Genomic DNA, 19,005 nt, shown 5'->3' with positions numbered 1-19,005 from the left:
CCTTTTCTTTATTACTTGCCTATGAATTGAGCTTTCCTTTTTTCAGTGAATGCTGCCACACCTTCTGCATAATCCTTCGTTAAGCCAGCAATGCGCTGACCCTCCGCTTCTTCTTTTAAGTATTCTTCCAATGAAAGATGATAGGACGCCTCTAAGTATCTTTTGATTAATCCGATTGCCTTCGTTGGTTTGTTTGCGATATTTTCTGCAAAGGCTTTCAATTCCTCGTTCCACTCCTCCACACCGATCACTTTTGTAGCGAGCCCGATATTTTTCGCCTCGCCAGCCGTAACCTTTTCGCCCAATAAAGATAATTCCAGGGCTTTCGCATGACCAACGATTCGCGAAAGGTAATACAGATTCCCCGAATCAGGAATCAATCCGATATTGACAAAGGCATTTAAAAAACTGGCTTTTTCAGAAACAAGCCGAAAATCGCATGCCAGCGCCAGGCTGAAGCCAGCACCTGCAGCCACTCCATTGACTCCTGCAATGATCGGTTTTTCACAGTTTGCTATTTGCTCCATCATCGGACCGTAATCCTCACGCAGCTTCTGGCCTAAATTCATGCCCTCATCAACATCCGATAAATCCTGCCCCGAACAAAATGCCCTGCCTGCCCCAGTAATGATAATGGCCCGGACTTCATCTGCCCCTGCGGATATTTTGATCGCTTTTTGTATTTCCTTATTCATTTGGGACGTAAAGGCATTTAGTTTATCAGGACGGTTCAAAGTAAGCCAAGCCACTCCATTTTCAACACTATATTTGATTGTTTCGTACATAGAGCACCCCTTATCCGCCTTTGAATTTTGGCTCCCTTTTTTCAACAAATGCTTTCATTCCTTCTTTTTGGTCCTCTGATGCGAAAAGGATATAGAAATTCTTACGTTCAAATTGCATGCCCTCATTTAAGGGATAATCAACGGCCTTATTGATGGATTCTTTGATCAGCCTTACAGCTAACGGGGGTTGCTTTGCTATCTTTCTAGCAAAATCAACCGATTCTTCCATTAACAATTCAGGTGCCACGATCTTATTAATGAAACCATATTGCAGGGCTGTCTTTGCCTTTATCCTTTCAGCCGTCAAAATCCATTCAAGTGCCTTCGTCTTGCCTACCAATTTCGTCAATCTTTGGGTTCCTCCTGCACCAGGCATGACCCCTAGTGTCACTTCAGGAAAGGAAAACTGGGTATCGCTAGCGGCAATCAGGAAATCACAGGATAAAGCAAGTTCAAAACCACCGCCGAATACAAAACTTTTCACCGCACCAATCACAGGCTTCTTGACTAGGGTTATTCGGTCCCAATCGGCAAATTGGTTCGTTAACTCCATACTGATTGGATCATCGTTCACCATCTCGTCAATATCAGCTCCAGCGGAAAATGCTTTTCCATTGCCCGATAGCAAAATCACCTTCACTTGCGGGTCCCGGTCGAATTCTTCCATGGTTGAAACTATTTCCCTAACCATTATCCTGTTAAGGGCATTAAGTTGCTTAGGCCGATTTAAAGAGATATAACCAATTCCATCCGAGATTGACGTTTCGATGAATTGAAGCGCATTCATTTTATTTCTTCACCAATCATCATCGTTACAAGTTTCCCGGCAAAGCCCATTAGGTCTTTCCCTGATGCTTTTCCTTCCGGGGAACGCATTCCTTGTTGCAATGCATCATGGTCTTCATAATACATTTCACAAAGAATGTAGTACTCAGAGTCTTTGCCCATTGGGGTCCCTACAATTTTAGTAACCTCCATTTTTTGAAGACCAGGAATTTTTTCCGTTATCGGACCATGTACATTGAAGTAGTGCTCATCGAATTCTTCCTTGTTTTCAGGTTGTTTATAAAGGGCGATTAGTTTTACCATTTTAGAAAACCTCCATTTTATTAGATTATTTTTATCATCGGTTTCATCGCTTCGAACGGATTTTTGCATGCTTTACAATATAAAATGCTGCGGCAGGCCGTTGGACCGAAGATATTTTCCATCGTGACATATGTCGATTCACAATATGGGCAATCCACATGCCATGATCCATCACTTTTCATTTGTCGAGGAGGAGGGGAGATTCCGAAAACCTTCAATCCAGCTTTCCCCTTTTCCGTAATTCGATCGGATGTCCAGGAAGGGGAACGTAAAAATTCCACACTTGCATTTTTTACGGCAGGCAGCTGTTTAAGGGCTGTTTCCACATTTTTTTGAATGATCGACAATGCCGGGCACCCAAGAAAAGTTGGCAGCATTTTTACCGAAACGTCCTGGCCCGAAACAGTCACATCTTGGACCATCCCTAAATCCAGAATACTTACTGTATCGATTTCGGGATCTTTAACGTCTTCCAGGAGCCTATATATTTCTTCTGTGTTTAACTGTACGGTCGCCATGGTACCCCTCCCCTTTTTATTGATTCACCATGAAGCTGCTTTATCGCTTGCGTATACTTCGCTTAACGTTTCTAGCGCCTTTTCCAAATCTTCCGTATGCTGGCCATTGCGGCCATCGCCTCTTGCCATCCCTATTTGAATCGTTGCTGCCAAGCCGACACTTTCAAAAATTGGTGTGATGGCCTCGATCCATTTTTTCTGTAAAACAGCTTCGCCCTCTATCAAGCCGAGCTCCACCATTTCCTCCCCATATTGTCCAAGTGAAAATACGCCAGCAAAATCGGGCATTGTTTTACCGATCGCCGCTTTCATTCTCGAAACCGCTTCCAAGTGACCCGATCCCAGCAATTGGACGAACCAGGTTTTCCAGTGCATCAAATGATAGTAAAGTTCCATCTGTACCTTTTGTGCCACTTCAGCAAGCGGTTCATATGAACATGAATGAAGGGATTGAACCTTAATTGCTTTGGCTTGGGTATAAAAATAATTCCGCACTACCGCAAACGCCCAATCATAATCCGGGTCTTTCATATAGTGACCAGGACCATTGACCAATTCGAGAATGATCGCATTGCGCCGTTCCTTGGCGGGACGGTCATGAGCCAGCTTATCCGCATCCCCTTCACCGAGTTCATCAAGTAACTTATAATAAATGGCTGCATGCCCCATCGTGTCTTGGGATATCGAGGCGGATGCAACATCTTCTTCGATATGCGGTGCGAGTCCCAACCATTCTGCACCACGGTATGAATGGATGAAGTCATCGTCCGCCAGTTGAAGCAGCAATTCCTTGATTGTGATGTCCTTCAATGATTCATTCCTCATTTTTCACACCTCCAGCCCAAGACATTATCTCTTTTTCATCGAGCATTCCCTGCTCATACTTCCGCCATTTTTTCTTTAAATACCCGTACCCTTTTGTGGTCCTGTAGTCTTTATTATCGATACGTTGAAGCGTTTTCTTTTCCTCGGCCGTCATTTTCCGTATATTCCGTCTTTTCACGACCCAGATATCATCAACCGCTTCACGTCTCATGAAGTTTTCTTGTGCCATCATGATGGCGATATCCTCATTCGGGGCGAGCAGGCTGAAGTGGTATTGAACGGGTGATGATTGCGTTTTACGGCTGAATACTTCAAATTCTTCAAAGTAATTTCCTTGTCTAGTTTCCATATCGTCCTCCCCCTCCCTTAAATGACCTTTGGCGCCAATGCCTCTCGTACCCATTTATTTTTTTCATAAGAATTTCTTCGAAGACTTAAGCGATCCTGCGAACGGGGACCTTCATTCCTTGCGTACACTTTCAATTTCCCCCAATCGGGTTGTTGGTAAATCCAGGTTTCAGACTCTTTGTCAAACCTAAGCGATTCATCTGGAATGCTGAAGCCAAGTGAAAGGATCCGCTTCACATATTTGGAAAAAAAAGCTTGTCGAAGTTCTTCATTCGTACTTGTTCTGATTTTGTACTTAATCGTTATATCCTGTTTGGATGTGCCCACTTCATTCTTACTGGGAGGTCCAAAGAAAAGTAATAAAGATTCCCACCAATAATTGATGGAGTCTTGAACCAATTTCCTTTGTTCTTCCGTCCCTTCAGCCAAAGCCATGATTATCGCTTCACCATGCTGCGCGTGAAAAACTTCTTCCGCGCAAATCCTCTGTAATGCCCGGGCATAAGGCCCGTATGAGGCGCCAAGCATGTTCGTCTGGGAAATGATGGCTGCACCATCAACCAGCCAGCCAATCAATCCAGCATCGCCCCAGGATTTGGCTTCCATATGGAAAACATTATGAAACTTTAAATCTCCTTTAAACAAATCTTGCATGAGGTCATCCCGTTTTTTGCTGTAAGGCTTTAGCAAATCCTCGGCGACGCGAAGCAATAACTGCCCATGCCCCATTTCATCCTGCACCTTTGCCATGATTCCAAGTTTCCTATTTAAGGTCGGGGCTTTAGGTACCCATTCCTTTTCTGGAAGCGCCCCCATGATTTCACTGATTCCATGCATCGATATTAATTTGATTAAAGTGCCCCGGTATTCTTCCGGCATCCAATCATCCGCCTCTATCTTTTCTCCCGCTTCGATTCTGGCAATGAATTGATTTAGCTTTTCTTCCCCTGCCATATCATTTAAAAGAACGTTCATCCAAATCACCTCTTTTTTCAAATGTAACGTTTATATAACGTTATTATATTTTACTGTTATACTTTATGCAAGGCTATTCTGTCTTTTTTAAAAATAAAAGGAAATTTTCTGGGTTTCTTTGAATCTTTTAATCCACTAAAACTTTAAAGGGCGAAGTTTCCACTTTGATAGACTCTGTCGGACAACCCTCCACCGCATCATCCAGATCATCAAAGAAACCTTCCGGGACCTCTGCAGTTCCTTCATTTTCATCCAGGATGACAAATGCCACTCCCTCATCATTGTAATCAAAGATTTCAGGTGCAGCGGCACCGCATGCAATGCAGGTTTCTTGATCCACAACTGTATATTTTGACAAGAGGCCCTCCCCCTTCTCCATTTCATGATTGGCTCAATCTTCTCTTCTATTAAGAGATAAACCCATATTTAATCACGATTGCATCCGCTTTATGTATGTCGTTTACTTGTTCGATTTCTTCAGCTCCACTTACTCCAATCAATACTTCAGCTGGAAAGAACTGAACGACAGAATCGTCCGGTTTCCACATCCATATTCATGAGCATGGAATTTACAAACGAATGACTTCATCCTTCCGCTTATCAACGACACGAATCGCTTTTCCTTCTGAACGGGGAATGCTATTTGGGATGTTGACAACAATATCCATCGTGACAAGACATGCGGATTTCAAATGATGCTGAATCGTTTTCCTTAATATCTCTACATTCCCATGCGTTAAGTCTTCTTCAATCTCTTTGTAGAAACCGCTTTCAATTTCAATGTGCAGTTCAACACCATCCATATTTCCCTTCTTAACGAGATGAATCTGATAGTGCGGCACAATTCCCTCCATTTGGAATAACACACGCTCTATTTCAGATGGAAATACATTCACTCCCCTGACTATGATCATATCATCCGTTCTGCCCTTAACACGGGACATTCTAGTTGTCGTACGCCCGCATTTACACGGTTCATGTGTAATTGAGGCGATGTCCCCTGTACGGTAACGAATGATTGGAAGCGCTTCCTTTGTAAGGCTGGTGAATACAAGTTCCCCATCTTCGCCGTCCTCAACCGGTTCAAGCGTGTCCGGGTTAATGACCTCGACAAGAAAATGGTCTTCTGCGATATGGAGTCCATCCTGTGCTTCATGACATTCAATCGCAACTCCCGGCCCCATGATTTCACTCAATCCGTAAATATCGATGGCTTTCAATTTCAGTTTCCTCTCAAGTGTTGCCCTCATTGCCTCCGACCATGGCTCAGCTCCGAAAATTCCGTACTCAAGCCCATTATCAGCAGGATCAATTCCCATCTCTTCCATCTTTTCAGCGATATTCAAAATATAAGTAGGGGTTCCGCAAATGCCTCGCGGTTTAAAGTCATTGATGATCGTAATCTGCCTATCGGTATTCCCCCCTGAAATGGGTACTGTCGCAACTCCTAGCTTTTCTGCTCCACAATGCAAGCCCAGGCCCCCTGTAAACAGACCATATCCATATGCGTTATGGAAAATATCTGACTTGCGGCCTCCTGCAGCTACAATTCCACGTGCGACGATTGTTGCCCAGATTTCCAAATCATTTTTCGTATACCCGACAATTGTAGGCTTTCCGCTCGTTCCGGATGAACCATGAATGCGTGTTACATCCTCCATCGGAACGGCAAATAAACCGAATGGATACTGATCACGAAGCGTCTGTTTTTTTGTAAAGGGAAGCTTTATCACATCGTTTAGAGTTTGAATATCTTCTGGTTCCAGGCCCATCTCCCTAAACTTTTCTCTGTAATAAGGTACATTTTCATAAACATGGCTAATCGTTTTTTTAAGGCGTGCCATTTGTAAACTTTCCATTTCAGCACGCGAAGCCGTTTCAACTTCCGGATTGTACATTTTTTCAGTCCCCCTCAATTTTACTATTGTCCCACCGACATTCATAACAGTAATAAAACGGAGAATAAATTATCGTTATGATTTAGTTCAAGATTAATACGTCATTTCTACGTTGTCAATCATGTTTTTATAATTCAGACAAAATGACTGAATAGACAAAATACTAATTTACTAAATTTTCAGACTATGTTAATTTTAACAATGATATATCATTTTATCAAACACTCGTTTTAAAAACGTACTACATTAAAAGGGGGCTTACTATGGAATCACAGGCTAAAACTGGGCATTCACCATCAGGACATGACAGAGGAAATAAGTATCGTAAATTAATTGAAACGGAAGAATTCAAGGAACTAATCCAAAGAAAAAAAGCTTTCATCGTACCTGTCACTCTCTTCTTTCTTGCTTTTTATTTTGTTCTGCCAATTTTGGCTGCTTATAGCGAAGTGTTGAAAGGCGAAGCCTTCTTCCATATTACTTGGGCTTGGGTATACGCACTCCTCCAATTTGCCGTCGTATGGATAGGGGGAATCGTCTATATAAAAAAAGCAGCAAAGTACGACAAGATGTCGAAACAAATCTTGAATAAATATGAGAAGGAGCTTGGCGAATGAGCATTTTATCCCTCACGCTTTTTTTGGGCATCATCTTGTTAACGCTTACTATAACTTATTACTCTTCTAAGAAGACGAAAAATGCCAGTGATTTTTATACGGCCGGCGGCGGATTGACAGCATGGCAGAATGGATTGGCCGTGGCAGGTGACTTTATGTCAGCCGCATCTTTCCTCGGAATTACGGGGGCAATCGCACTGATTGGTTTTGATGGCTTTTACATGAGCATCGGGAACCTTGTTGCCTTTCTTGTCTTATTGTATCTAGTGTCGGAACCACTACGCAATCTAGATAAGTTTACGCTGGCAGATATGATTTCAGCACGCTTCAAATCAAAAAAAGTGCGAGGGATAGCTGCAGCTAACACACTTGTCATTTCAATCTTTTACATGATTGCCCAACTTGTCGGTGCAGGAGGATTAATTAAACTCTTGCTCGGCATCGATTATTGGCTATCCGTTCTGCTTGTCGGTGTACTGATGACGATTTATGTGATTTTCGGAGGGATGACAGCGACAAGCTGGGTGCAGATCACCAAAGCAGTGCTCTTGCTAGGCGGTTCTAGCGTGTTGACGTTCATCGTTTTTTCGCGTTTTAATTTCAACATTTCAGAGATGTTTCATCATGTCCAAACTGCAACACCGCTCGGAAAGGATTTTTTGGATCCAGGAAATAAATACACCGATGGACTCGACATGATTTCATTCAATATGTCGCTTGTCCTTGGAGCAGCCGGCCTTCCGCATTTACTCGTCCGCTTCTTTACAGTAAAGGACGCAGCTACTGCAAGGAAATCCGTCGTATATTCCACATGGTTTATAGGGGTATTTTTCATCATGACGATTTTCCTTGGTTTCGGGGCTGCATCTTTCGTCGGGTTTGAGCGGATCGTCGATGCAAACCCAGCTGGAAACATGGCCGCTCCACTACTTGCATTAACCATAGGCGGTGAATTTTTATTCGCATTCGTTTCTGCTGTAGCATTTGCCACGATTTTAGCGGTTGTATCAGGCCTTGTTTTAACGTCGGCATCCGCTTTTGCACATGATATATATGGTGAAATCATCAAGGATGGAAATATTACGGGAAAACAGCAAGTACTCGTTGCCCGATTGGCTTCTGTCGGCGTAGCGGTCATTTCGATTCTACTTGCTTTATTCGCACAATCAATGAATGTCGCTTTTCTTTCAGTCCTCGCGCTTGGGATTGCTGCCAGTGCCAATTTACCGATCATCCTTTGCACAATATATTGGAAACGCTTCAACTCTACCGGAGCGATCACAGGAATGTCATTCGGTTTACTCAGCTCCATCATACTGGTCATGCTTAGCCCCAATGTATGGAATCCGGAACCTGGAATGGGGATTTTTACAGGCGATCCCCTCTTCACGATGAGCAACCCGACCATTTTCACCGTGCCGCTCGGCTTTATTGGAGCTTATTTAGGCACAATCTTGTCAAAGGCAAAAGATGAGGAAAACAGGTTTGCTGAAGTACTGTTCAAATCAAACACCGGATATGGGATAAGTTCAGCAAAAGACCATTAAAAAGGGGGATTTCCATGACCGCACATTTAGATAAGGATATTCACGAATTGCATTACGATCAAATCAAACAAGTACTGGTCGACGAACCATATGCTTCTTTTCTAGGGATAAGATTGACGAAACTCGGTCCCGGCACAGCGGAAGCAGAATTGATTCCAAGTGACCACATGTTAAATAGCCACGGAACGGTTCATGGTGCCATTATCTTTTCACTTGCAGATTACGTGTTCGCAGCAGCCAGCAATTCATATGGCAAAGTAGCGGTTGGCGTTTCAAACAACATCAATTTCTTATCAGCTGGCAAACGGGGTGAGATTTTAACTGCCAGAGCGGAAGAGATCAAGAAAAACCATAAACTGGCCTGGTATAAAATAGACGTGTTAAATGAAAGGGAATTGATTGCAACCATGGAAGCGATGGTATTCAGGAAAAATCAATATTTCGTCGACCAAGTTGAATAAGTAACGTTTGAAAGCGGACATGCAATCCATAAGTCCGGTTTCCTCTCCCTTGATTTTCCAAGGATACGTACGAAAAAAAAGGGGGATTCCCGATTGGAATCCCCCTCCCCTATTATAACCCTTCTTTTAGTTATTGACCGCAATACTGGAATCTATCACTATTAACGACTCCCCGCACTCACGTTCACTTATCCCATCCGTCTGATAAGCGATTTTCCCTCTATGCCTTCCCAATGACCATGGCCAGGTTACTGAAATGCACATGTACATCCATTAATCAAAGAGACCGTTGTGATGCTACCATTTCCTCCTTCTTTCCTACATATACATCAAGCGCAGCCTGCAAAGCCTCTCCCCGATTAACTTGGAACCCTTGGCGCAAAAGGACAGCTTCCAAGGAGGCCAATACAAACAGGATGTTTTCTTTCCTGCAACTGAATCCCATAGTCCCGATTCTCCAGATTTTCCCGTGAAGCGGACCAAATGAGGAAGCGATTTCGATGCCAAATTCATTCAACAGCATGACTCTTACAGCTTCACCATCGATTCCTTTTGGAATTTCAATGCAAGTTACACACGGAAGTTTGTTTTTCCCATCCCCGAATAACATTAGTCCCATTGCCTTGATCCCTTCAACGAGAGCTGCTTCGTGGAGTTCATGACGGGCAAAGCGCGTTTCCAGACCTTCTTCGAGCACAAGACGCAATCCTTCACGTAACGCATAAATCATGGAAGTTGCTTCTGTATGATGATTCAAACGACGCGGTCCCCAATAATCCTGCAGCATGCTTAAATCGAAATAATTACTGGCGATCGGACGGCTGAGCGAAACCTGTTGGTTGTCTTCATCTGTGGCAATACCACGTTCCACCTTTTTGCGGGACTGGATGATTTCTTCTATTCGCTCATTATACGTAATCGGTGCCATACCGGAAGGAACCGACAAGCATTTTTGTGTCCCTCCTATCAATCCATCAATACACCATTCATCCACCTTAACATCAGTGCCCCCTATGGAGGCCACCGCATCCACAACAAGCAGGACACCCCATTCACGGCAGGCCCGCCCGATTTCCTTCAAAGGCTGCATACAACCAGTGGAGGTTTCCCCATGCACGATTGCTGTTATTTTTGGGGAGACTTTCTTGATTTCCGCAATGACTGCTTGCGGTTCGAACACTTCACCCCAAGGACATTCCATCGTATGGACTTCAGCTCCGTATCGCTCACAGATTTCCACCAATAAGTGACCGAACCTTCCGAATATAGGAATCAGGACTTTATCCCCCGGCTCAATGATGCTGCATAGAATCGCTTCATTACCGGATCTTGAGGTGCCATCTATCGGGAACGCCCATTTATTTTTCGTTTGAAAAACCAAACGCAGCATTTCCATCACTTCATTCATGATAGTGGTGAATGCAGGATCGAATTGCCCTAATATCGGTGTGCTCATCGCCCTTAAAACACGCGGGTCAACTTCGACCGGTCCTGGTGTCATGATCGTTCTCATCGGTGCATTCAATTCTGAATATGCCATTTTTACCAACTCCTTCAATAGGCTATTTTATAAAGTATTTCAATCAAAAATCCATATCCATCGCAACAGGTTTGACATCCATCCATTGTGAAACCCCAGCTTCATTTCCGCTTTCTTTGCCAGGGAATCGAGAGTCGAAAATGTCCTTACAAAACCTTTCAAAAACCTCTTCCTCTCCGATGCCATCCGGAACATTGAATCCCGAAGCCAGACGACAGCATCCTTCCTTTATGAATGGGAGTGGTGCCCGCATGATCGCTCTTAAATGATTTTCACCGTATAAAGGCGGTGACGCCCCATCCTTGTCCGTTTCCATATGGGAACTGGTCGGAATGATTCCACCGGAGGGACGCCCCATACACTATCAAAATATGTAGTAAGTTTTTTCCCATCCTCAGCTTTCATTGCCTGCTGAGTGCTCATCCTTTCCTTGGAATATAATATCCGGGTCACTCCATTACTCTCTGTTGCCCCGAAAAATGCTAACCATTCTATCATCGAACGCAACATCATCCTTTTCATCTATTAATATTTCGTTTTGATTGCCCATCTTATCGCTTCCCTTCGCAATAGCCTTTGATGTCATGAACATTCACAAAATTTATGTCATCTATTATTTTACTTGCTTTCGCCTTTAACTTCATTGACAATTCTGTTAGTATTTTGGTGTTTTTTTGTGCAAAATAACCAACTGAAAGACAACCAATAATGTATATATATATACAGATTTCTATGATCAAAAGAACTTTTGTTATATCAGCGCCTTATCATATTTCACTGGTGTTTTTTGATAAATTAAGATACTAGTTCTACTTATGCCGGCCAAATTAACTTTTGATGGACTGCGAACCTAAAAAGATGATGTCTAATCTTGTTACATCTAATTCACATATGTTTTATTTGCTTTTTTTCTATTTATAAAGAATTAGACCAAAATGGGGAACAAGTAATCGTGATCACTTGTTCCCCATTTTATCGATTAATCACTTATTTTAATCCGAAGCCCCGTATGAATCACTGGTAGAAGTTAAGATATGACACTATGTTGAGCCTCATGAATTTAATAACATTGCATCCTGGTTGGTCTGAAGACCCAGAAATCACTTAATGTTTACACTTATTTTTCTTCGCTTCAATGCGTCGTCGATGCAGGATAGGCTCAGTATACCCACTTGGTTGGTTATAGCCTTGAAACACTAGGTCGCATGCCGCTTGAAACGCCACTGAGCTGTCGTAATTATCCGCGATACATTGATAGGCTGAATCTCCACTGTTTTGTTCATCCACTACTTTAGCCATTCGTTGTAAAGTCTCCAAAACCTGTCCTTTTGTACAAATTCCGTGGTGAAGCCAGTTAGCGATATGCTGACTCGAAATTCTTAGTGTGGCACGGTCTTCCATCAACCCTACATTGTTGATATCTGGTACTTTGGAACAACCAATTCCTTGTTCTACCCAACGTACAACATAACCGAGGATACCTTGGGCATTGTTATCCAGCTCTTGCTGAATTTCTTCCGGACTCCATTCGGGGTTTTGAGCCACCGGGATTTCCAAAATATCATCACGTAAATTTACTGGATTCTTTTTCAACTCATCTTGCACCTTTTTTACATCCACTTGATGATAATGAAGAGCATGCAATGTCGCTGCAGTCGGTGAAGGCACCCATGCTGTATTCGCCCCCGCTTTCAGATGGCCAATCTTTTGCGTTAGCATTTCCGCCATCATGTCAGGTATTGCCCACATTCCCTTACCAATTTGAGCTCGACCTTGAAAACCGGTTGCTAGACCTACATTGACATTCGATTTTTCATAACCTTGTAGCCATTTTGATCCTTTCATGTTATTTTTGAGGATCATAGGTCCGGCTTCCATAGAAGTATGAATTTCGTCTCCCGTTCGATCTAAGAACCCTGTATTAATAAATGCCACCCTTTCTTTAACTTGGCGGATACAAGCTTTCAAGTTCAATGAAGTTCGGCGTTCTTCGTCCATAACACCAATTTTCAGTGTATTTCGCTGTAGACCAAGCATGTCTTCCACACGATCAAAGAGCTCATTGGCAAAAGCCACCTCTTCGGATCCATGCATTTTTGGCTTAACGATATAAACTGATCCTTTAGATGAATTTTGATATTTACCATTCCCCAACAAGGAATGTTTGGCAAGTAAACTAGTCATGACTGTATCCATAATCCCTTCAGGAATCTCCTCACCATTTGCATCCAGGACTGCGTTTGTGGTCATTAAATGTCCCACGTTACGGACAAACATAAGTGAACGGCCAGGTAAAGAGAATTCTTCTCCATTTGGTGCCCTGTATAAACGATCCGGGTTCATTGTACGTGTCATCATTTTATTATCCTTTTTGAAAGTTACAGCCAGATCCCCCCTCATAAGACCTAACCAATTTCGATAGACCAGGACTTTATCATCAGCATCCACTGCCGCAACAGAATCCTCACAATCCATAATGGTCGTAAGGGTAGATTCCATTAGAACGTCCTTAACGCCTGCTTTATCTTTTTTACCGATCGGGTGACTTCTATCAATCTGAATTTCAAAATGCAACCCATTATTTTTTAATAAAATCGCCGATGGATTTCCGTATTCACCTTGATTGCCAACTAGCTTAGATTCCTCTACTAAACTCGTAATTTCTCCATTTCTGAGTGTAACAGCTAATTTCCCATCTACTACTGTATATTTCACGGCGTCTTTATGTGAATGATCCTTTAAAGGAGTTACTTGATCAAGAAAATCCTTTGCAAATGAAATGACTTCTCCACCGCGTACTTCATTGTAGCTCCCTTCTCGGTAGGCTCCTTCTTTTTCGCTAATAACATCTGTACCATATAGGGCATTATAAAGGCTTCCCCACCTTGCATTTGAAGCGTTAATAGCATAACGAGCATTATCAACCGGGACAACTAGCTGCGGACCGGCTTGGAAGGCAATTTCATCATCTACCCCTTCTGTGGTAATATGAAAGTCTTCTCCTTCAGGTTCGAGATAGCCAATTTCTTGTAAAAATGTTTTATATTCAGCAAAGTCCATCTCTTTATTTTCCCTGTGCCATGTATTGATATTGGTTTGAATTTCATCACGACGAGCCAATAATTTTTTGTTTTTTGGAGACATGTCATGTACCAATTTTTCAAAATCAACCCAAAATTGTTCCTGATTCAGTCCGCTTCCAGGCAGCCCATCTTTATTGATAAATTCAAAAAGTACCGAAGCCACTTGAAGATTACCTACTTTCACATATTCTCCCATGATGTATTCCTCCTCTAAAAATTAGTTTGACTCCCGGCATACGCCGAGATAATTTTCTTAAACCAGGTGATCTCTCCTCCCTTTGAACGGGTTCAATACTTAGTTTGTTTTCGATTTCAAGTTCTCAAATTTATTGTTTTGTTTTCTTATAATCAATTTCAAGTTTATCGTTAGAGATGTCAAATATAGTCAGTATGGTATGAACACCTTTTTTTCTTCACTCGCAAAATGAAAGCCCATTTTTTAAAAAATAATCACTTTGTGTTTCCATTTCCAGGTAGATAGATCGGTTACTGCCCGACCTCCAACTTATTCATTAATTTATTCCAATTAATGAATTTCTCCAAAAAGATCGATATAATGACACCCATAATGAGACCATTTGTAATGAAAGGCTGCAAGAGGACAGGTACACTGCCGAATAATGCTGGCGGGATGTTCATAATGCTAACTCCAACTAGGACCGGCCCTGCTAAACGGAGTATCGTTTCAGAGTTGAATAACGTACCTTTCAGACTGTTTAATGCGGTCCCGAACAATTGAAGGTATGCGACAAATAAAACAGCGTTACCTATTGTTAATGGTATTGTTCCTAAGAATCTCCCTAATGGAGGAATAACTCCAAGGAGAGTAAACAAAAATCCGCTTATAATGAATGGCTTTCGTTTGAATAACTTGGTACTTTGTAAAAAACCTATCGTAGATGTAAATGGTGTAAAAGGGACCAAGCCAAAAATCGAAGTGATAAACGCAAAAATACCTGTTACAAAAATAGATCTCCTGTATTGACTATGTTCCACCTTTTCCTTGTAAACATCTGCAACAGCTTGAATAGAAGCGAAAGAATTCGTTAAATTCAAAAGGACAGCAAAAAAGGAAACAAAAATAATACCAATATTCAAGTTTGGAGTTCCAAGGGGAAAGAAAGTGAATGCCATACCTGAAGAGCTAGCCGTCGGAAGATCTGAAGGGAAAATAATTCGATATAATGACCACCCTACGATAATTCCGATCAGGATTGAGAAATTGCCTAGTATTTTCCCTCCTTTAATCCTTAAAAAGCCAACGAAGATGACAATCAAGATTGAAAACAAACTGACAGGGAGATCAATTGTTCCACTTTCGGTTATTTTAAACATACCTTTGAAGAAAATAAAGATGAGCTGAAAGGTCAGTAAAAATATATAAACACTTATCACCATCGGCTTAATTACTTTTTGTATGATATAAATCAGGTTAAATGCCGCAAGCAGTACGGTTACAGCTCCAGCCAGCAAAATACCTGTTGCAATTCCTCCCCCTACGGTTGCAAAATCCAATCCGAGTGCAGATGCAGAGATGCCCATATTTATCATCAGACCCCACATTAGCCCTGAATGGCTGTCCAATAATGGATAACGATGCCCAACCCATGCCTGCAGAATACAGGATATTCCGGTAAAGATAAAGGAGCACCTTATCGTCATTTCAATTGTTTCTGTAGGAAGCTGGAATGCTGCTCCTACAGAAATTGGTACGACAACCGTATTGGCAAAAATAAAAAAAAGCCACTGTAAAGAGGAGAATAATGTTACAGTAACTCCTTGCTGTTTCATCTTAATCATCACCATTTCCGATTTCTGGATTTTTATAAAATCTGTTTTCTAGTTTTTAAGGAAGCCAATCGTAGAAATTACAAAACAATAAAAATATAAGCGAAGCGCTGTCTTCACTACAATCGCTTCGCCTTAATCACTTTTTTGTTTTTTAAAAGAAGAAACTTAAATTATTTTGTAATGTTTAATAAACTTAGCATTTTTTTAATATCTTGTTATATCCATAGGCAATGCCCCTGCAGCAAAGCCTACAAACATGAATCGGCTGTTTCCTGTATTTCGCATTCCATGAATTTGATTAGGCTTGGCTAATACTACCATTCCTTTCCTGATCGTGATCTCATTCTCTAGGTCAGGGAAGTATGTTCCTTCCCCCTCAATGCAGACCCAAATATCATCAACATTCGAATGGGAATGTAAATATACTTCCTGCTCAGGTTCAAGACACCAAACTGCCCCAACAGTTTTATCCGTTTCATAGAAATAATTTTTTTGTGGTGCATTAGAATCGAATTTTGCTATTTTATCGATTTCAAAAACTCTTTCCTCTATTATCGACTTTTTGTTCAAAATTACATTCTGGTCCATACCTCAGCACCTCTTTTATATTTAATGGTCATCTCCCTAAAATACAATTCTGCCCGCATTAAATCTCTTGAAGTTGTCATCTACTCATTTCTTCTATATGATGTGACCTTTTACAAGGATGCATCACGATTACAATCTTTAGAGTAAACATATGTTAAACTTTCTCTGCCTACCGCATAGGCTGCTTGATGTACATATGGACCCATAAAAATGTAATCCCCTTTCTTTACAGGAACCCACTGATTATCCAGGTTATACATCCCTTCTCCCGAGAGTAAGTAGGCTCCATGTTCTTGCACATGTGTTTCGATGAACGGATGAGATGCAGCGGGATCAAAGGAAAGAATGTGAAAATTCATATCAAAATCTATATCAGCAGGCAAAAGATCCTTAAGATGGACATTATGCATATCATCATAAATCCTGAATTCAATGTTGTTCGCATGGTTTGAATGAACCCATGGCCTCCGTCCTTCAAGCGGACGATACTTTTGCTTATATAGGAATAGTTTAGAATCTCCATCCGATTGGTTTTCTAAATACATCTTTGTTCCGGGCGGACAATATAAATAACCGCTTTCATCGAGGACAAACTCCTGTTCACCTGCAGCAGCTTTTATTTTCCCTTCAATAACATAGACAAATGTCTCAACATCTTCTTGTCCACCAAACCCCTCGCTGTTCTTTCCATCCTTTTGCATTGTCACAATGTAATCGACAAAGCTTGCTCCAAGCTTGGGAGAACCCAAAATGGAAATGATACAATTCTCAAATCCCGGAATAACATTATTAACCAATCCTTCAGGTGCAATTAACGCATATTTACCGTGCTCAATTATTGATCTGCTTGCTAATAAATCTTTAGGATAACCCATCTTTTAAACTCTCCTTTTAATCGTATTTTATTTGAAATATGTGACTCATGGTGTGCCCATTTCCCGCTATTAATCAACTTATAATTGTAGCTTCTTTTCATATATTATTAGCTTGTGTTAGAAACAATTAAGTCCCTTATATAAATATTAACTGCTTTCATTTAATTAGTCTTTATGCCTAATCGATAAAAACGTTTTATATTTTTGTTCATTATAGATAAAAAGATTTTCTCCAGTCCTTTATGCTTAACAATCCTAGATTTTAATTTTTTCCACAGTGGCAATACTTCCATTTTCAAAAACAATATCCCCATTGACGATCGTTGTTGTTACTTGCCCTTTGAATGTCCTGCCAACATAAGGCGACTGCTGATGGCGGTAGAACAAATCTTCCTTTTTAAGTTCGAAGCTTTTGTTCAGATTAACTATCGCCAGATCAGCGTCGCTATCAACGGCTATTATCCCTTTATGGGGATAAAGGCCAAATAACTTAGCTGGATTCGTTGATGTTAATTCAACAATTTTCCCCAGAGGAAGATTACGGTTGAAATGCCCCTCTGTCAACATAATATTGAGCGTAGATTGGGCACCGGAAATCCCGCCCCAGGCACTGAAAAAGTCATCATTTATTACTTCTTTCATAGAGGCAGGTGCTGGTGAATGGTCGGATGCTATTACGTCAATTTCACCGTTTGCTACAGCTTCCCATAATTGTTCTACTTCTTCATCATCACGCAGTGGAGGGCAGCATTTTGCCAAACCGCCTTTTTCCTCTAAGTCTTTTAATGTCAAAGATAAATAATGAGGGCATGTTTCTACCGTAATATCCAGGCCTCTTTGCTTTGCCTGATTGATGACTTCCACTACTTTGCGGCTGCTCGCATGAACAATGTGCAGTTTACACCCTGTGGCTTCTGCATATGAAATGATTCTTCTTACCGCTTCAATTTCGGAAATTATCGGTCTAGATTCGACGAAGTCTTTTGCAGTCGTCTTTTTTTGTCTTTGTTTTTCTTGTGCAAGCTGATCACAAATCACTGTACTTTCAGCATGAACGGCTAAAAGTGAACCTACAGAGGCAATTTCTCTCATCCCTTTAAAAATCGTAATATCATCGACATGATTGAAATCGACAATTCCGCTCGGTGACATAAAAGCTTTAAATCCAATTACTCCATTTTCATCAAGTTCCTTAATATTCTCAATATTTTCCGGTATAAGTCCACCCCAAAAGCGGCAATTGACTACCGACTTTTCTTCGGAGCAAGCTCTCTTTAATGCCAAATATTCTTTATTGATTGTTGGTGGTGTACTGTTCAATGGCATATCAAAATAGGTTGTCACCCCACCTGCCGCTAAACTTCTGCTGCCAGTTTGAACACCTTCCCACTCAGTTCTGCCTGGCTCGTTGAAATGAACATGAGTATCAATTAATCCTGGGAGTATGTGCTGCCCCTCAGCATTAATTTCTCTTGTTGCTAAAGCATCAATATTTTTGCCAATAGTCACTTCTTTAATTTTCCCTTCCTTAATTGCAATATCTCCTTGAACAATTGAATCAAACATTACAAGATTTCCATTTCTAATGATTAAATCATATGTAGCCATAGGTTCATTCCTTTCTGTGGGAAATCAAATTTTATAAAAACCTTTAAGGAGAATCCTCTTTTACAAGTTGCATAATGAAGAAACGAACATCTTGCTTTCTACAACTGAAATCGTATATATTCCGAATTAAATACAACTATTACTTTCTGAACATCGTTTTGAGATTTAGTAGATTCCGCTAAAACTTCTATCAAGCAATTTTGGAATGAAACGTACAATCCATTTCCCCAACTTAATCGCATCCACCTTTATGAAGACAGGAAGCGAGATGCGCAGCCTTGGCTGTTATCTGGTTTTGTACGGCACCCTCACCAAGGCCGTCAACACTGATCCTTTTTTTTAATATTGGGACTCTTTCCCTGACTATTTCACGTTTCCATCAATTAAGCCCCTTTAACCACATCCTCTCGTTCCTGTTGCGCTTTTTAAACAAGGCTCTTTTCGTAAAGATTGTTGT

The 19,005-nt window shown here is 41.3% G+C and carries 20 protein-coding genes; 3 read left to right on the top strand and 17 right to left on the bottom strand.

From position 1 onward, the window contains the following. Positions 1-11 precede the first annotated feature (11 nt). From AC0VX1_RS05040 to AC0VX1_RS04995, 10 genes are all read right to left on the bottom strand, one after another. A complete protein-coding gene (locus AC0VX1_RS05040) occupies positions 12-785 on the bottom strand; it encodes an enoyl-CoA hydratase-related protein (RefSeq protein WP_475470192.1) in 774 nt (257 codons plus the stop codon). Between the two features lie 10 nt (positions 786-795). Then, the gene (locus AC0VX1_RS05035; RefSeq protein ID WP_475470190.1) at positions 796-1,572 is read right to left on the bottom strand and encodes an enoyl-CoA hydratase/isomerase family protein; all 777 of its coding nucleotides are present in this window, start codon (positions 1,570-1,572) and stop codon (positions 796-798) included. Continuing rightward, a complete protein-coding gene (locus AC0VX1_RS05030; RefSeq protein ID WP_034314904.1) occupies positions 1,569-1,874 on the bottom strand; it encodes an EthD family reductase in 306 nt (101 codons plus the stop codon). Before AC0VX1_RS05030 ends, AC0VX1_RS05035 begins: the two co-directional genes overlap by 4 nt. Before the next feature lie 20 nt (positions 1,875-1,894). After that, on the bottom strand, positions 1,895-2,392 hold the full coding sequence (gene paaD, locus AC0VX1_RS05025) for a 1,2-phenylacetyl-CoA epoxidase subunit PaaD (RefSeq protein WP_475470187.1): 498 nt from the start codon (positions 2,390-2,392) through the stop codon (positions 1,895-1,897). A gap of 24 nt (positions 2,393-2,416) precedes the next feature. Further along, on the bottom strand, positions 2,417-3,217 hold the full coding sequence (gene paaC, locus AC0VX1_RS05020; protein WP_475470185.1) for a 1,2-phenylacetyl-CoA epoxidase subunit PaaC: 801 nt from the start codon (positions 3,215-3,217) through the stop codon (positions 2,417-2,419). Further along, complete coding sequence (gene paaB / locus AC0VX1_RS05015) at positions 3,207-3,566, bottom strand: 1,2-phenylacetyl-CoA epoxidase subunit PaaB (protein ID WP_034314912.1); 360 nt, start codon at positions 3,564-3,566, stop codon at positions 3,207-3,209. Before paaB ends, paaC begins: the two co-directional genes overlap by 11 nt. Positions 3,567-3,583: 17 nt before the next feature. Next, positions 3,584-4,540, bottom strand: a complete 957-nt coding sequence (gene paaA / locus AC0VX1_RS05010) for a 1,2-phenylacetyl-CoA epoxidase subunit PaaA (protein WP_413009348.1) — start codon at positions 4,538-4,540, stop codon at positions 3,584-3,586. A 127-nt stretch (positions 4,541-4,667) separates the two neighbouring features. After that, positions 4,668-4,898 (bottom strand): ferredoxin, encoded by a 231-nt coding sequence (locus tag AC0VX1_RS05005; RefSeq protein ID WP_475470182.1) that lies wholly within the window; start codon positions 4,896-4,898, stop codon positions 4,668-4,670. Positions 4,899-4,947: 49 nt separating this feature from the next. Further along, positions 4,948-5,088, bottom strand: a complete 141-nt coding sequence (locus AC0VX1_RS05000) for a hypothetical protein (RefSeq protein ID WP_475470180.1) — start codon at positions 5,086-5,088, stop codon at positions 4,948-4,950. Positions 5,089-5,109: 21 nt separating this feature from the next. Further along, positions 5,110-6,438: a phenylacetate--CoA ligase family protein gene (locus AC0VX1_RS04995; RefSeq protein WP_475470178.1), complete on the bottom strand. Its 1,329-nt coding sequence runs from the start codon at positions 6,436-6,438 to the stop codon at positions 5,110-5,112. A 263-nt stretch (positions 6,439-6,701) separates the two neighbouring features. On the opposite strand from AC0VX1_RS04995, the gene AC0VX1_RS04990 reads away from it, so the two are divergent. From AC0VX1_RS04990 to AC0VX1_RS04980, 3 genes are read left to right on the top strand one after another with little or no spacing between them, the layout of a single operon-like run. Beyond that, positions 6,702-7,055 (top strand): DUF485 domain-containing protein, encoded by a 354-nt coding sequence (locus AC0VX1_RS04990; protein ID WP_413022554.1) that lies wholly within the window; start codon positions 6,702-6,704, stop codon positions 7,053-7,055. After that, positions 7,052-8,602, top strand: coding sequence for a solute symporter family protein (locus tag AC0VX1_RS04985; protein WP_475470176.1), 1,551 nt, complete (start codon positions 7,052-7,054; stop codon positions 8,600-8,602). The genes AC0VX1_RS04990 and AC0VX1_RS04985 overlap by 4 nt, the downstream gene beginning before the upstream one ends. Before the next feature lie 14 nt (positions 8,603-8,616). Next, positions 8,617-9,063 (top strand): PaaI family thioesterase, encoded by a 447-nt coding sequence (locus AC0VX1_RS04980; protein WP_475470174.1) that lies wholly within the window; start codon positions 8,617-8,619, stop codon positions 9,061-9,063. Between the two features lie 277 nt (positions 9,064-9,340). Here the strand turns inward: AC0VX1_RS04980 and AC0VX1_RS04975 are convergent, their stop codons facing one another. From AC0VX1_RS04975 to AC0VX1_RS04945, 7 genes are all read right to left on the bottom strand, one after another. Continuing rightward, positions 9,341-10,603, bottom strand: coding sequence for a pyridoxal-phosphate-dependent aminotransferase family protein (locus AC0VX1_RS04975; protein WP_413022552.1), 1,263 nt, complete (start codon positions 10,601-10,603; stop codon positions 9,341-9,343). Between the two features lie 43 nt (positions 10,604-10,646). Next, on the bottom strand, positions 10,647-10,919 hold the full coding sequence (locus AC0VX1_RS04970; protein WP_475470172.1) for a hypothetical protein: 273 nt from the start codon (positions 10,917-10,919) through the stop codon (positions 10,647-10,649). 788 nt (positions 10,920-11,707) lie between these two features. Beyond that, positions 11,708-13,882, bottom strand: a complete 2,175-nt coding sequence (locus tag AC0VX1_RS04965; protein ID WP_475470170.1) for a malate synthase G — start codon at positions 13,880-13,882, stop codon at positions 11,708-11,710. Between the two features lie 290 nt (positions 13,883-14,172). Then, a complete protein-coding gene (locus tag AC0VX1_RS04960) occupies positions 14,173-15,477 on the bottom strand; it encodes a uracil/xanthine transporter (protein ID WP_475470168.1) in 1,305 nt (434 codons plus the stop codon). 204 nt (positions 15,478-15,681) lie between these two features. Then, positions 15,682-16,065: a cupin domain-containing protein gene (locus AC0VX1_RS04955; RefSeq protein WP_194719361.1), complete on the bottom strand. Its 384-nt coding sequence runs from the start codon at positions 16,063-16,065 to the stop codon at positions 15,682-15,684. Between the two features lie 110 nt (positions 16,066-16,175). Next, positions 16,176-16,940, bottom strand: a complete 765-nt coding sequence (gene allE / locus AC0VX1_RS04950; RefSeq protein ID WP_063577190.1) for a (S)-ureidoglycine aminohydrolase — start codon at positions 16,938-16,940, stop codon at positions 16,176-16,178. Positions 16,941-17,195: 255 nt separating this feature from the next. Further along, entirely contained in the window at positions 17,196-18,548 is a 1,353-nt protein-coding gene (locus tag AC0VX1_RS04945) for an allantoinase (RefSeq protein WP_413009339.1), read from the bottom strand. Between the last annotated feature and the right edge of the window lie 457 nt (positions 18,549-19,005).

The sequence above is a fragment of the Peribacillus sp. QJM3NY_7 genome (assembly GCF_056173225.1).
This window is presented reverse-complemented; position numbering and strand designations above follow the sequence as displayed.

Bases quoted from the DNA above. Each gene is read 5' to 3' on its own strand.
- AC0VX1_RS04955 (WP_194719361.1), bottom strand. From the start codon at position 16,065: ATGGACCAGAATGTAATTTTGAACAAAAAGTCGATAATAGAGGAAAGA.
- AC0VX1_RS05000 (WP_475470180.1), bottom strand. From the start codon at position 5,088: ATGTGGAAACCGGACGATTCTGTCGTTCAGTTCTTTCCAGCTGAAGTA.
- paaD (WP_475470187.1), bottom strand. From the start codon at position 2,392: ATGGCGACCGTACAGTTAAACACAGAAGAAATATATAGGCTCCTGGAA.
- paaB (WP_034314912.1), bottom strand. From the start codon at position 3,566: ATGGAAACTAGACAAGGAAATTACTTTGAAGAATTTGAAGTATTCAGC.
- AC0VX1_RS05030 (WP_034314904.1), bottom strand. From the start codon at position 1,874: ATGGTAAAACTAATCGCCCTTTATAAACAACCTGAAAACAAGGAAGAA.
- paaA (WP_413009348.1), bottom strand. From the start codon at position 4,540: ATGAACGTTCTTTTAAATGATATGGCAGGGGAAGAAAAGCTAAATCAA.
- AC0VX1_RS04975 (WP_413022552.1), bottom strand. From the start codon at position 10,603: ATGGCATATTCAGAATTGAATGCACCGATGAGAACGATCATGACACCA.
- AC0VX1_RS04960 (WP_475470168.1), bottom strand. From the start codon at position 15,477: ATGAAACAGCAAGGAGTTACTGTAACATTATTCTCCTCTTTACAGTGG.
- AC0VX1_RS04990 (WP_413022554.1), top strand. From the start codon at position 6,702: ATGGAATCACAGGCTAAAACTGGGCATTCACCATCAGGACATGACAGA.
- AC0VX1_RS04980 (WP_475470174.1), top strand. From the start codon at position 8,617: ATGACCGCACATTTAGATAAGGATATTCACGAATTGCATTACGATCAA.
- AC0VX1_RS04945 (WP_413009339.1), bottom strand. From the start codon at position 18,548: ATGGCTACATATGATTTAATCATTAGAAATGGAAATCTTGTAATGTTT.
- AC0VX1_RS04965 (WP_475470170.1), bottom strand. From the start codon at position 13,882: ATGGGAGAATATGTGAAAGTAGGTAATCTTCAAGTGGCTTCGGTACTT.
- AC0VX1_RS05035 (WP_475470190.1), bottom strand. From the start codon at position 1,572: ATGAATGCGCTTCAATTCATCGAAACGTCAATCTCGGATGGAATTGGT.
- AC0VX1_RS05040 (WP_475470192.1), bottom strand. From the start codon at position 785: ATGTACGAAACAATCAAATATAGTGTTGAAAATGGAGTGGCTTGGCTT.
- AC0VX1_RS04970 (WP_475470172.1), bottom strand. From the start codon at position 10,919: ATGGAAACGGACAAGGATGGGGCGTCACCGCCTTTATACGGTGAAAAT.
- allE (WP_063577190.1), bottom strand. From the start codon at position 16,940: ATGGGTTATCCTAAAGATTTATTAGCAAGCAGATCAATAATTGAGCAC.
- paaC (WP_475470185.1), bottom strand. From the start codon at position 3,217: ATGAGGAATGAATCATTGAAGGACATCACAATCAAGGAATTGCTGCTT.
- AC0VX1_RS04995 (WP_475470178.1), bottom strand. From the start codon at position 6,438: ATGTACAATCCGGAAGTTGAAACGGCTTCGCGTGCTGAAATGGAAAGT.
- AC0VX1_RS04985 (WP_475470176.1), top strand. From the start codon at position 7,052: ATGAGCATTTTATCCCTCACGCTTTTTTTGGGCATCATCTTGTTAACG.